The organism is Fimbriimonas sp. LA-C6 (genome assembly GCF_055398105.1).
The window spans coordinates 3,021,943-3,035,674 of the sequence record NZ_AP038796.1 but is presented as its reverse complement, the minus strand read 5'-3'; the positions used below and the strand labels follow the sequence as shown (position 1 = coordinate 3,035,674).

Below are 13,732 nucleotides of genomic sequence, written 5' to 3'. Positions count from 1 at the left end.
GTTAGCTGGACGGGTACCGAGACAGTCACCGTCCCACCTGGAGATACCTGGGCATCGTTGCCTTGCGCTCTGGCGCAGCAACACAGCAAGACCAAGCCCAAAATCATCAGGGACTGTAACAGTCCTTGTCGCACAGAAGAACAAACCCTTGAAAACATAATCACCCAAACACGTTGCTAGCATCGGGGCCATGCAACGCATCCCAAGACGGATTACGTTAGCTGTTTCGTGCGGAAAGTTTGGCGATTTTATGAACTTTTCTTTTTTCTTAATGTCTATAGTGAGCGAAAGTCCCTTTTATTGCAATAATGCAACTCTAGAAGGATGATCCGTGCGTAAGTGAACCACTTCAAGCTCACAAAAAAGTAATCGCTTCCCTCAAAACAAGAAATCCAGAAAGCTCTGCCGGCAACCTTGGAAGCGCCAAGATGAAAGTGCATCCAACTCATGACCGCATGAGTTGGATGCAAAGGATAGTGGACAGCCTGTACAACCTCCACCTACAAACGTTACTTCTGAGTCGAAAGAACCGTCACGCGGTCGATCTTGAAGGAAGTATGACCGTTCGCGATTCGAGTCGGCTTAAGACCTCGAATAATCAGAGTCAGCTGCTTGTTCGCGCCAATGAACTGCGCAGGGTTGGTCACGTGAACCAAGCCCGTCGTCGCACCATTAACCGCAAACGAATTGAGCAGAACCGGCTTACCAGAAAGATCATTGGCAAACACCTGCAAGGTCGAAGTGTTCACTCCCGTGCAGTCCACCGTAATGTCAAAGCTTGCCAACGCACTCGCATCCACCGCTGAGGTCAAAACAACAGTCGCCGCAGCCGCCTCTCCCAACTGCTTCACCAACTCAGTAGTGAGGCTGTAGTACAGACTGTCCTTCAGCTTAATGTCGTTGACAGTTCCGGTCGGGTTTGTTCCCTGGTAAGGAGTGATCGAGTTGATGTCAAACGCAACGTTGCTTGCACCACTGCTGATCTTCCAAGTATTCACATTCGTCAGCCACGAACCATCGGTCTGGCCTGTCATGGCAACACCCCAGAATGTCCGACCATCAAACGGGTCCACTTCCACCCCAAAGTAGTCGCCCCAGCGGTTGGTTCCCCCACCGCCATAAATGCCAATGGAAGAAGCCATCTGCTGAGGCACACCCATCTGACCAAGTGGATCCGTTGGCTTACGACCCGTGACCATCATGTCCGCAGTGATCAGGGAACTGGATCGTGTGAAGGTCATCGCAATGTCTCCAAACGAGTTAATTTGGATTGCTGGCATGAAGAAGTGTTGACCAGCCGTCCCAGCAACCTGGCCTCCTTGGAATAATGTAGGGAGTGTAGTTGAAATTGGCCAATTGTTCGTCTGGAAGTCATACCAGCGAGCAGCATCTCGAGTATCAGAATTACTAACCGTGCTTGTGTGCGCGGCAACAAGGTGTCCACCAAAAAAACCCGCAGCAAGCATACGACCATCAAGCGAGTCCAACGAGTGGCCTCCTTTGCTTTCAGCAGCAACTGCCGGACGCTGCCATGTCGGCACAGTAACATCTGTGGAAACCAACTGCGTATTTGCGCCTGTCCCCTTAAGCGCAAAGATAGACATCGCCGAACTGGTCCCAACCGCCACGCCATAGCATGTGTTCGAGCTGGGGTCTGTATTCTTTGCCCATTGAATAGTAAAAGTGTCGGTCCTGAACTTCAACATACCGTTAGTGTTGCCAGCAATCAGATTCGCTTTATTGAAAGCAAATACCTGAGCCCCGCCAAAACCGCTTGAGCCAGGTAAGGGATACATGTTGCCCGAAGCCACAATCCAGTCCTTATTGAAACCCCAACCTGGGTAGTCCAACCAATACTGGTTCGAACCAACCGTCAAAGAGTTATCGAGGCGATACTTGGTCCACGTTCCGTTAGGGTTGTCCGATGAGGAAACAGCAATCAGATACTTACTGATCTTCGCAGCCTCATCCAACTCCAGCCCAACTACGAAGAACCTACCGCTGTGCGGATCAAAAAAGCATTTCGGATCAAAAACGAAGCTCCCCGCACCTAACGATCCCCAAAAACCACTCGACCCGTCAAGACGCTGTTCAAAAGTCTTTGTCCCCGCTTTGGTGAAAAACGCAAGGGTGGAATTAACCGTGACAACGACATGAGTCTTGCTTACTGCAAGGGTAGCATCCGCTGGCACCCATCCGGTAGCAGAGATCGCTGGCCAGAATGGTCCCGTCTTCTTCGACGAGGGCTGAAACTGGACCCTCGACTCATTCAGCAGTCCACCAAGCACCAAATCGTTCGGCTCGCCCAGCTTGAACCATTCCCGATAAGCCTCTTCAGCAGGGTTCTCGTGCTCTCGCGTGTACGAGCTACGATAAGGCTGAATCTGAGGGGACAGCTTCAGAGTGGATTCCTTCACACCCTTTACCGAAGGAACATTGGCAAGCTTCTCATGAACCTTCGTCTGCTGTGCAAGTGTAGGAACGGCAAGACCAACAATAAGACCGACAAGTAGAAGCCTACGCTTAATAAATTTCATAGATGTTTTCCTCGGAAAAGCGTTTTCTCAAGCCTAGCATGTAACCACGCATGGATGCGACCGAACACTGTATAAAGAACGATTCCCGTTCTCTGAGGTTTGCATGAAAGAGACCGTCTGAGAGAGCCATTCGGTTCGATCACTTAACACTCCGTTCACACGAAAAACCCATCAAAAACGCATCTTTTTTGCCAAAAAACGCCCGTTTTTACCTAAATTTTAGTACTATTTTTGGCGTTTTTTCCGGCTCTTTCACGTCTAAAGCTGCAAAGCAGCGGCAGCAGTGAGACGCATTTGTCGAGGGTCCGGCGAGGTGTTAGAAAGGTGCTCCATCTGCCCCAACCAAGCCCCTGCGAGCGATCTCTGCCCAAGTGACAGAGCGGTCTGAAAGTGCAAATACGCGTCCGTAAACTTGGGTGCCTGAGAAGGGTGGTCGTACTGCGGAAGCATCTCCTGCGCCCTCAATGGCTTGTTGAACAGAAGCAGTAACTTCGCAAGATCGAGTTTCCGATAGACCACTTCACTCGGGTTCTCGCACTTCCGGGCCTGGTCACAGGCAAACTCCGCAACCTCCAATGAAGAAGACTCATCACCCCTCCGGGCAAAGTAGCGGGCTTGCTCACTGGTAATCCATGCAGCATAGGCCGGTAGGCGAACCTGGCGGGCGATCTCGTCCAGCTCCTGGATCGCGCTTGAAGCACCTCGAAGTCCCAGCTCCACAGATGCACGTAGTTCCGCAATTGAACCTGGGAGTATGGCTTCGGTGGGGACGTTTGCTTCTTTTGCGAGCCGATTGCCGATCACCGCGCACTCACGCACTTCAGTGAAGCGCTCGAACTCAGCCAGGTACTGAGAATGCCGCGCGTACACCTCGGCCAGGAGCCTCTTCGCCCAAGCCTTGGTTCCCGAGAGTGCCCAAAGGTCCGCTTCTAGAGTGAAGAACTGGAGGTCTTGCAGCGCCTTTTGAGGGTTGAAGATCATCTGGCCAAACCGATGAGTGGCCTCCTCCAGCGTCATGCTGCGATCACTTTCTGACTGAAGATCAACCTTCCCACAGACAAGAAGCTCTAGTTCCTCAAGGGTGGCGTCAAGGCAGTAGCACAGGGTGTGTAGGTTCGATTGCGACGGCCAGACCTCCCCTCGTTCCCACTTGGCAATGGTGCTTTGTCGAACTCCCAACTGCTCGGCAACCTGTGTTTGCGTCCAGCCTTTTCGCAGCCGGATCGCTCGAAGTAGATCACCATTCACGGTCACCACTTGGTGAGTAGCCTTACGAAGATGCTTCACGGCACGGGGGGCATTGATGAGTCTGACCGCAAGGCTTCTCTGTGAACTGTTGAGGTTGAGCGCTGTCATCACCGACTCAAGCTCGGTCATCGAAGGAAGTCGGGTACCCGACTCCCAGTAGCTGAGAGTGGACTTTGCGATGCCCGCGGCACGTGCTAGGGCAGACATGGATAGGCCCCGTTGAGTTCGATTTGAGCGTATAAAGGTTGCAAAGTCCCCGGGTGCTGTCATGGCTCTCTCCTAAAACTCAGTGACGTGATGGATCCCAGTAGACCCTCAAACGTTCACATTTCGTGAATATATTCCACGTCTTGGAACATTCATTTTAGCTGTGATTTAGTATCGGGGCGTGATGAAGAATGACTTTGTAACATCTAGTCGCTCTCGTCGAGTGCTTTTTTCTTTGTATGCCGGAGCAGCCTTGTTTGTGTTCGCTGGAACACCCTCACTAGCTCCGGGGCAAACAGCGACTCGGCGTGTGCTCACGAACTATAAGGCGAACTCATTAAGTATCTGGCCCAACGGGAGCACTACTGGTTCGAATCTCAACTCTGTTCTGCTCGGTCCGAGTTGGAACCTCGGGAACACGAAGATTGGTGGCATCGCCGATCTGGTAATCCCTGCGATTGACTGGGGCTTGTTCACCACACCAGAAGTTCACCTTGGAAAGACCGGTATCGTGGTCAATTTCGGAGGAACCGGTGAAATGGGCCTGGCAGTCACCCCTTGGTACCAAGGCGGTGCATTGAACATGGACTACCAGGGGGGTGTCAGCGTAAGTTTTCCGCGATTCCCTATTCCTGGCCAGCAGGTGACCGCAACCGCTTCTTTCAGTGGAGGCAGCGGTTCATGGTTCCAAACAACCAGTCCCCGCTTCGGTGCATCGTTCGAGTCGGCATTCAAGGTGACTGGCTATGCCAATAGCGAAGGCTACATTTTTGGTGCGAAGCTTTGGGACGGTGATATCTTTAAGCCGTTCACCATCGGTGGGGACCGCAAACGGTTGTCGGGCCTTGTTCACTTCGATGACTTCACTGAGCTCAACGTTTTGTTGGGGAACCTAACCCCAATCCCCGTGAGCGCTGAGCTATTCGTTCCAGATACGTCGGCCAGTGCTTGGTACCCAGACAGTTCTGGAGTTCTGAAGAAGGACACCTTTGGGAAGTTCTTGAGCCTGGAAACGGACCTGCTTTCATGGATCGCGTTTCTGTGTGGAGCAGATGAGGCAACCAAGGCCCTGTATGGTAACTATACAATTCCTGGTTCAAGCCTCAACGTTGGTTGGAACATTGCGAAAGCGTACGCCAACCTAGACTTTGGGTTCACCAGTTCCTACACGCTGACACCCCATCCCCAGATTGGGCTGAAGGTTTATGACGCCAACGGAAGCGTCCTTGCCACGGGCGGTCCCAACGTCACGTTTACGATGCCTACGGGTCGCGTGACGATTGTTCCTTCTTTGACCCTAGACTTCACGTTCCGAAACAAACTCGGGTTTGGGACGGGTGGGTCGATCGGCTTTATTCCGATTGAGCTGTTTGCGAAAGGCAAGATCGGAAGTGGAGATCACGCTCAAACGTATGATATCGACTTCAACCCTGCTGAGGTGAAGTGGGAAGGAAATCCTTCCACGATCACTTCCATTCTCGATAAGTCGTTCCAGTTGCCTTGGGATCCCAATGATCGGACACACGTGCTGCCATCGATTGGAATCAACGCGGCGAACCTTTTGGAACTCCCGAGAGAAGTGTTTGCTGGATCGGACACGAGTTCGATTGGCGAGATCCCAGCCTATTCACATGACTCCGACAAGGACTACTTCTCCCTAAAGATATATCCAGAACAGGGCCGGAAGTTCTTTGCCAGCACGGCGACGTTCGGCGCAGTCTTGCAGAACATGGACGGTGGCACGCAGACCGTTTTGAATATCGGACACCGAGATGACACTCGCGTGGACATTCAGCTTCCAACAGGCAAACTGCAGCCAGGACACTACAACGTGATCTTCTCGGACAGCACGAAAAACAGCCAGGGTCAGCCAAGGTCAGCGAGTTGGGTGATTCCGCTTACAGCGTATCTGAAGACCCCCAACTTGGACGGTGAGCTTAACAAGCGCGCGGATCTGGATGCGACCAGTACGACCAACCGAATCATCGCTGACGGCACAGATCACTGGATCTACTGCGGTGCGACTGGCATTTACAAAGATAGTGTGGTGCTTTTGAACGGTGCTGGCCCAACGGGTGGCCCGGTGCCTTTGGAAACCGACATTACGTCCGACCAGGACATCACAGGAAAGGACTATATTGGGTTCAAGATTCCTGCAAACCTTGCTGCCAAGCTAGCTGGAAAGGCCCAGACCATTCAGGTGGTTAACAAGAATCTGAGAACCGATGCGAATGGTGCTCCGCTGCCAGACGTGACTTCGAGTCCGAAGTCGTTGTTCTTCGTCTCGAAGATTCCCACCATCAGCAACATCTACATCACATCGCAAAACCCGCCCATCGCCATTGGCGATCAGGACGTGTCGTTCGACGTGAACGGAACCAACTTCACCCAGTCCTCCAACGTTTACTTCGTCGGATTGAAGGGTAATGCCAGAAGCGACCTTTCGGTCACTTACTCATCTCCCACGACGCTTCGTGTGACGATGTCGAAAGACTTGCTGAGGATCGTTCACAACAGCGGTACTCCTGGCGCGTCACTCTATGTCGAGACACCTACCGTACAAGTTCCGACAGTCTCCAATCAGGAGCCTTCAGTGGTAAGCGGCGGGACTTCCAAGGCTCTGGTGGTCAAGTTTGCCTATCCGACTCCTAAGATCGGAACGGTGGATAGTTCTATCTTGATTCGAGGTGCTCAGAATGTGATTCGAGTGACGGGTGCCAACCTGTTCAAGCAACCTGAAGGTTCCAACGCAACCTTGTCGAAGTTCGTTTTGGACGGACACGATGTGCCTCGTTCGGCCATGAGCTATCCGACGTCGAGCGGAATCACTGTTCCATACATTGATATCAAGATCCCGGCCAATGATCGCGCTGTTGAACGAACTGGGACGAAGCATCTCGAGGTCTACAACGGTTCCGTTCGCGGTTCGAATCTTGATCTGATTTGCGAGAACGGGGCGCCAGTCCTCGTTGATGGCCAAAGTGTTGACTGTGTGGTTGCACCAGGTGTGTCGAATACGTTTGACATCGTGGGTGGTCCTTTCTATCCCGAGTCGAAGGTGTTCATCAATGGCACGCAGGTTCAAAGTTCGCTCACTTCCGTGACAAAGCTTCACGTGACGGTGCCGGACTCGGCTTTGAGTGGCATAGATGCGCCATCGACCACATTGGTGGTGTTCACTCCGACTCCTGGCGGCGGTCAGAGCGGGCCTATGACGGTTCGATTGCACGAGCAGGACGCATCGAAGTTCAGTGTCGTTCCCGGCTCGCTGACCTTTGATCGAGCCACGAGCACCTATCGCCAGCCAGTCACTGTGACCTACAAGGGGCACCGGATGTTGGATGGAAAGGCTCTCGGTATCCAGTTCCGAAACCTGCTGACTGGCATCACGCTCACCAATAGTGATGGGACCGACGAGGGATACCCATACAAGACCGTTACCGTTGGCAATTCTGGGGCTGCCACCTTTACTGCGGTGTTCCGCAAGACGGGTGCAAATCCAATCAACTACACGAACGTCGCTAAGTTCCGCTGAGAGCGACGGTGTTCAACCTGGGTGGCTTTCTCCACCCAGGTTCAGGAGAAGATATGATGACTCGCTTTAGAAAGCAATTATTGGTTATTGGTCTCGGTTTCGCTGCCTGTTCATCCCATGCTGTGACGTTTCACGTCATTTGGGATATCGGGTCGCTTAGTTTGCCGAGTGCCACGAATCCGACAAACTTGACTTACTTAGACTTGCAGCTCACCGATGGAGCGAACATCGGAAACGGCAATTCCTTGGTTCGAATAGAGAACTTGAACCTCACGGGGGGCACATGGGACTCGCCGTTATCGGATATTGGAAACGTATCCGTTGCCCCGAACGGAGACATTTGGCTGAAGGATGGTGATGGAGCGGGCAACGAGGTATCGGACCACGCCATTGGCTTCCATACGACTTCGTCTTCGGCGGTGTTGAGTTTCTACTTCTCGGTAACCCAGACGGGATTCGACACGCCCATTCCGGATTACTTCAATGTGTCGTTGTTGGACAATGACATCAGTGCGGTTGGGACGGTTGGACCTGCTGGGCGCGAGTTTGTAGGGTATGACCTCGTGGATGACCCTCATCGGGTTCCTGTCGTTTACGGAGTGGATCCGGCATGGGCTCGTGTCCGGGGGGATAAGCGGTTTGACGGCTTGTCTGCTCCACGCATTGAGGTGGTACCGGAGCCTGCTAGCTGCTTTGCAGCTGTTGCTGGACTCGGGATGCTTTTACGACGTCGGCGTAGGGGCTGACTGCTTGGATGGGGTTGCGCTTGAGCGCAACCCTCTTTTTTATTAGACGTTCTTGAAGGTCTGCATCCATTCGGGTTTCTCGTCGAGACCTTTGGGGATGACGACCCGTGTTCGGAAGTCCTGGAGGTTTTGGGTTGGCTCAATGATTCGGGCGCCGCGTTGCCAGTCGCCGTAGCCGGACCAGCCGCTGACCCGACCGTAGACCAGGCGGATGCCTTTGTGGTTACCGATGTAGTCGTTGATGTGATCGTGGCCGCAGAAGATGCCTTTGACTCGGCCTGAAGCTCGGTACATTTCGAATGCTTCGCCCTTATCTTGCTCAAAGCATACGTTCTCGCCATGTCTTCCGAAGATTGATTTCTCGGCGAAGGCTTCGTTGTATTCGACGGTTGGGATGTGTTGCATCACCAAGATCGGTTGTTTGTGGCCCTTGGAGGCGTCTGATTCGAGTTGGGCACGAAGCCAATCGAGCTGAGTTCCGTCTACTTTGCAGGGACCGTTTCCGCCGCTGTTGAAGCCGAATAGGCTCATGACGGGCGCTGACTTTGCCGAACGGATGTCGATTCGGAAGCAGTAGTCCCGGCGCGATTTTCCATCTTGAGTCACCGTGTGGTAGCCCATGGCGTGATTTTCAAGGCGTTTGTAGTAGTCGTCGAGGGTGAGTCCACCTTGTCGGCCGGTTGCGTGGTCGTGGTTTCCGAAAACCAGCGACCATGGCGTTCCTAGGTCGTTCATGAAATCGATGGCTGCATGCTCGACACGCTCAACGTCGTTGTTGATGAAGTCTCCCGTGTGGAAGATGAAGTCTGGCTTCTGCTCATCGACCAGCTTTCGGATGCTCTTGCGGGTTAGGGCGTCGGTGGCACGGTCTTCGTCATCGGGGCGACCGAAGTGAGTGTCCGTGAGTTGCATGATGCGGATCGATGAGGGGTTGCTGGTGATCAGCTCGAATCGATCTTCGGCCAGGCGGACTACTTCGACCTTGGGCCGGGTTGCTGCTGCAAAACTCAAGTTTGGCAGGGCAGCGGAGGCCAAGCCGGCCGCGGATGCGGTTAAGAACTCACGTCGGTTCATCCCAACGTTTTGGCTTACGCGTATTAACAATTTGTTATGGCGTGGTGAACCGAAAGACCTAGTTCGAGGTGGACAGGGGAACGGTGGGTAGGGTGCCCTGGTTGTGTTGCGTTATGGAAGACCCAGGCAGTCGAAGGGTAAGACAGCCGCTTTTACCGATTGAGAACAAACTGATGGCTGCCCTGATGGTCGTGCTGCTTGGGCTGTATGCCTCGACTGGTCTTTACCCTGCGGTAGTCCACTCCTGGGATCAGGGGATTCAGTTCGTTACGTTTAACCACTTTAGGCCTTACCTCTTTTACGGCATTGTCTCTATCACTCTGAGTCTGGCCGTGTTGATGGTGGTTGCTTTGCTGAGGGGGCGAGCGTTTGCGTGGGCACCACTGGCGATGTTCATGCTTGGGCCCCTCTTCTGCTACGGCGCGTTCCTGATGGATTGGTCTTCAACTATAGATCAGGCATCTGTGAAAGACAGGGACGGCACAGAATATCATCTCCTCGTTTATGCCGACTTCGATCCCGGGTCCCACCTGATCGGCAAAGTGGAATCGAAGAGTTTCTTACAGACGCGTTACCGGGTGATTGCGGAGAATATGAAGGGGCGTATGCCGGTCGTTCGGCCAAAAGGGGCGAAGGAGAATCCGCAGTTGTATTTGAACGCGAGACACCAGTTGGTGGGTGTTGATTTCGAGAATTGCGCCGTGGTTTGTTTCGATTTGTCGCGTGGGAGTCAGGTTATGGCCGGCGACCTATCACCGTTTGCTCTGCTGGGGCCGAAGGATGAGCCGAATCTTGAAGATTATCGGACGCTGACCAACTTCAAGGAGGAGGGGGTTCCAGATTTTGGAGTTGTTTTGGAGGAGTTCGATCATCCGAACCCTCGGGTACGGGCTCTGGCACGGGGACTCGCTTGTCGGCTGGTTTTGAGTCTTTAAGTGAGTTCCTAAAGCATATTAACCATTGGTAAACCGAAAGGCCTATCCGGGGATGCCTTGTGGAACCATGGGTGGGGTGTCATGGTACTGTGGCGGTATGGAAGGTCGCGGAAGTCGAAGGGTGAGAGAGCCGCTTTTACCGATTGAGAACAGACTGATGGCGGCCCTTGCGACGGGGCTTCTTTGCCTGTACATTGCGACAGCTTTATACCCTGCGACGGTTAATTCGGTTGATCATCGGATTCACTTCCTTACAGTCAATCACTACAGGCATTACCTCTTTTATGGGATGTTCACGATCACTCTGAGTTTGCTGGTCTTGATGGCCCTAGCATTCCTGAGAAAACGAGAATTTGGGTGGGCACCCTTGGCGATTTTGCTGCTTGCACCTATATTCGTTTGCGGCGGGTGGCTGATGGATTGGTCGGGGGCTGATGACGTGGCGATGGTGAAAGACGGGGACGGTTCCGAATATCACCTCTTCAAGTGCAGCGATTGGGACTCCGCGACCCATGTGATCGTCAAATTGGAGTCGAAGAGCATTTTTCAGACCCGTTATCGTGTACTTGCGGACGGTGGTGAGGACGGGTTACCTGTAGTGCGGCCAAAAGGAGCGAAGGAGAATCCGCAGTTATGTTTGAATTCGAGACACCAGTTGGTGGGTGTTGATTTCGAGCATTACGCCGTGGCGTGTTTCGATTTGACGCATGAGAGTCCCATTAAGGTCGGCGACATTTCACCATTTGCTCTGTTGGGGCCGAGAGATGAGCCGAATCTTGAGGATTATCGGACGCTGACCGACTTCCAGGAGGAGGGTGTTCCAGATTTTGGAGTTGTTTTGGGGGAGTTCGATCATCCGAACCCTCGGGTACGGGCTCTGGCGCGGGGGCTCGCTTGTCGGATGGTTGTGAGTCTTTGAAGGAAGGGACGGTGATGGTTCCTGGCCATCAGGGCTTCCGGACGTGGTTTGTGGGCTTTTAGGCTCTCGGATTGGTTGGGCCTCATTGAGGGTTGGAGGCTTCTGGCATCTTCTCGGGGTGCGGATTCTGAGGGACTTTCGGTGGGCTAGGTTCTGGCATTGCGTTCGGGATGCTTCGGGGGGAAGTGGGGAGCGTCCTTTCAGGACTTGTAGGTTCTTTGTTTGCTTTTCCAGGGCGGCGCTCACGCTTGCCCTTCGCTGAGACGGAGCGCCCCATTCGGGGCTGGGGAGCGTTCTCTTTGGAGCTCGGGTTTGTTTCTTGTAGATACGCGGGGGATCGGTGCACGAGGCGTCATTGCTCATCTGTGACACGCTACGTTGTTGGTAGGTTGTCCACCCTCACCCTGCCCTCGTCCCTCACGGATGAGGGAGAGGGTTCTGACGTCGGTGTTGCCTCTGTGGGGACTGAAAAAGTTAGAGTCGAGAGTTCGTGGATTTTGGTAAGCAGCCGGACTCTCCTATCCCAACCTTTCCTCTCGGGGACGAAAGGAAAGGGGCCGGAGGCTTAGTCCAGTCCGGGAGATTTGACAGGTTGTCCACCCTCACCCAACCCTCTCCCTCGCGGACGAAGGAGAGGGCTCATAGAGGGGTTACTTGGCTCTTACTCTGGCGCTTTCTCTTGCGGATGCTGCTGAGGGGGATTGGGTTGGTTTGGGGTTGAATAGTTTGCCGGCGAACCTGATTGTCTGATCGTAGTCGAGGGGGATCATGAGTTCGGTGTGGGTGCGGCCGTCGGGGGACATTTTGGCGGACATGACGAAGGGTTCTTTGAGGTCTTCGAACATGGAGAAGATGTCTCTGGCTGTCTGGGCAGCGTCTGGGCTCATCTTGGTTAGGTCCATGGTGTGCTTGATTCCCTCGGCGATTCGGGCGAGGTTCAGCATGGTGAGGCCTTGTGCTCCGTCGAATGTTACGGTGGACGTCTTCATGGCTCCGTCTGAGGCAAGGGATGCGGACTTCGACTTGTAGGACGTAACGGCCTTGCTGAGAAGGTCCTCGGAGGATGCGAAGATGACCGCTTTATCGACCATTGCCCAGGCGAGGGTTTTGTTGGTTGCTAGCTTGCCCTTCTTGATAGGTGAGGTTCCCGTGTCGCCTAAGCTCTTTCTGAGGCTGGCTTGCGCTTTCTCTTGGAGCTTGAAGCCGTTTGCGCCGTTGAGGGTGATTGGGTCGAAGTGGGTTCCAACAAAGTTGGTGTCGTTCTTCGACATCTGTCTTTCGACGTACTGCTGGATCTTTCCAGCCAGGGCGGCAGGATCGGCTCCGTTGAGGTCGTCGATGAGGACCATGGCGTCGAAACCTGAGAGGTCGGACTCTGAAGGATAGATCGCCATGACGGCGTTTCCGCTTAGAGCTGGGAGCAGGTCTTTCTTGTAGTCGAGGCCGGTTTCTTTGGTCAGGCTCTCTTCGAACTCGGCGAGTGACTTCTTGGTATTGTCTGACTCACTGGCGGCAGACTTTGCTGAATCCATGTAGAGGCTTGGTTGCGAGATGGCAAACGCTCCGTAGGCGCCGCTGGGGAGGACTTGGAACAGGTCGGAGCGGAGTGGGGCGGCTTTGGCTACTGCCTCATACTCGGCTTTTTGGGTGACGTCCATCTTTCCATCGACTGCGAAGGCGAGTCCACCGTCTTTCACCGTGAGCGAAAGCGAGAGCCAATCTTTGGTTGGCATGGTGGTGTGGAGGCCCTTGGAGCCCTTCTCCATTGCCTTGGGGGAGACCAGGAACATCACGTTTGCGTCGCCATCTGTTCGGCCCCTGGCGGTGATGAAGTCGTTTTGGGTGAGGATCGAGGGGGTTTCGCCTGACTGAACTTTGGCGATTTCTCGGAGTGCCCAGGGTCTATCGGAGAGGACTAGTGTGTTGTCCACGATCATCATGGACATGGTGTCTTTGGGGAACGTGTAGTATTTGGTGCCTTTCCAATAGGAGGTTTGCGCCTGTTTGTTGAGGATGTTTTGGACTGCTTCTGTATCTTTGAGCGCGATGAGTCCTGCAAGCGTTGTATCGTCTGCTTTGTCTGGGCATTCGATGAGACAGGCCGCCAAACCTGGTTTGATGAACGGCTTGATCGACTCTACAGCCGACGGTCTTGGGGCTAGATCGAGGAGGGTCTTCTTGGTGACGTTCTCGACCTTGTATTTCTCAAAGGCATCGTCTAGTCGCTTGAAGGTGAGTGCTTGTGCGGGTGACGGAGTGAGGTCGATGGATGCGACTGCGAGGGCGTTGGCAGGGATTAGGCGGAATGCGGATTCGCCTGGTCGCTGGAAAACTGTTTTGAATGCATAAGCACCGGCAAGGGAGAGAACGATCGCACCGCCGATTGCTGTGCGGCCGACCCATTGTCGTTTTGTTAAATTAGAATTCATTGAAAAAACCTCAGACCAGATTTATTATTGGTCATGGCGCGAGTGCTCTAAACCTTTAGTCCCACGAATTTCGGTGGTTTGGGCACCTACCTTTTTGGGTAG

General features: G+C 53.6%; 8 protein-coding genes. 4 read left to right on the top strand and 4 right to left on the bottom strand.

What is annotated here, in order from left to right:
- Window positions 1-509 precede the first annotated feature (509 nt).
- Both ACZ51B_RS14085 and ACZ51B_RS14080 read right to left on the bottom strand, forming a co-directional pair.
- On the bottom strand, window positions 510-2,537 hold the full coding sequence (locus tag ACZ51B_RS14085) for a hypothetical protein (protein WP_464293969.1): 2,028 nt from the start codon (window positions 2,535-2,537) through the stop codon (window positions 510-512).
- 258 nt (window positions 2,538-2,795) lie between these two features.
- Entirely contained in the window at window positions 2,796-4,055 is a 1,260-nt protein-coding gene (locus tag ACZ51B_RS14080) for a helix-turn-helix transcriptional regulator (protein ID WP_464293968.1), read from the bottom strand.
- 160 nt (window positions 4,056-4,215) lie between these two features.
- Here ACZ51B_RS14080 and ACZ51B_RS14075 point away from each other — a divergent pair, with 160 nt between their 5' ends.
- Window positions 4,216-7,527: a hypothetical protein gene (locus tag ACZ51B_RS14075; RefSeq protein ID WP_464293967.1), complete on the top strand. Its 3,312-nt coding sequence runs from the start codon at window positions 4,216-4,218 to the stop codon at window positions 7,525-7,527.
- A gap of 53 nt (window positions 7,528-7,580) precedes the next feature.
- The gene (locus ACZ51B_RS14070; RefSeq protein ID WP_464293966.1) at window positions 7,581-8,273 is read left to right on the top strand and encodes a hypothetical protein; all 693 of its coding nucleotides are present in this window, start codon (window positions 7,581-7,583) and stop codon (window positions 8,271-8,273) included.
- Between the two features lie 42 nt (window positions 8,274-8,315).
- Here ACZ51B_RS14070 and ACZ51B_RS14065 read toward each other — a convergent pair whose 3' ends face one another.
- A complete protein-coding gene (locus ACZ51B_RS14065; RefSeq protein ID WP_464293965.1) occupies window positions 8,316-9,347 on the bottom strand; it encodes a metallophosphoesterase in 1,032 nt (343 codons plus the stop codon).
- Between the two features lie 173 nt (window positions 9,348-9,520).
- On the opposite strand from ACZ51B_RS14065, the gene ACZ51B_RS14060 reads away from it, so the two are divergent.
- Together ACZ51B_RS14060 and ACZ51B_RS14055 are read left to right on the top strand one after the other, a co-directional pair.
- Window positions 9,521-10,282, top strand: a complete 762-nt coding sequence (locus ACZ51B_RS14060; RefSeq protein WP_464293964.1) for a hypothetical protein — start codon at window positions 9,521-9,523, stop codon at window positions 10,280-10,282.
- Between the two features lie 121 nt (window positions 10,283-10,403).
- Window positions 10,404-11,201 carry a hypothetical protein gene (locus ACZ51B_RS14055; RefSeq protein WP_464293963.1) on the top strand — a complete coding sequence of 266 codons (798 nt, stop codon included), beginning with the start codon at window positions 10,404-10,406 and terminating at the stop codon, window positions 11,199-11,201.
- Between the two features lie 650 nt (window positions 11,202-11,851).
- Here ACZ51B_RS14055 and ACZ51B_RS14050 read toward each other — a convergent pair.
- Window positions 11,852-13,630 (bottom strand): DUF3352 domain-containing protein, encoded by a 1,779-nt coding sequence (locus tag ACZ51B_RS14050; RefSeq protein ID WP_464293962.1) that lies wholly within the window; start codon window positions 13,628-13,630, stop codon window positions 11,852-11,854.
- Window positions 13,631-13,732: the final 102 nt, after the last annotated feature.

Bases quoted from the DNA above. Each gene is read 5' to 3' on its own strand.
- ACZ51B_RS14070 (WP_464293966.1), top strand. From the start codon at position 7,581: ATGATGACTCGCTTTAGAAAGCAATTATTGGTTATTGGTCTCGGTTTC.
- ACZ51B_RS14050 (WP_464293962.1), bottom strand. From the start codon at position 13,630: ATGAATTCTAATTTAACAAAACGACAATGGGTCGGCCGCACAGCAATC.
- ACZ51B_RS14065 (WP_464293965.1), bottom strand. From the start codon at position 9,347: ATGAACCGACGTGAGTTCTTAACCGCATCCGCGGCCGGCTTGGCCTCC.
- ACZ51B_RS14080 (WP_464293968.1), bottom strand. From the start codon at position 4,055: ATGACAGCACCCGGGGACTTTGCAACCTTTATACGCTCAAATCGAACT.
- ACZ51B_RS14060 (WP_464293964.1), top strand. From the start codon at position 9,521: ATGGCTGCCCTGATGGTCGTGCTGCTTGGGCTGTATGCCTCGACTGGT.
- ACZ51B_RS14085 (WP_464293969.1), bottom strand. From the start codon at position 2,537: ATGAAATTTATTAAGCGTAGGCTTCTACTTGTCGGTCTTATTGTTGGT.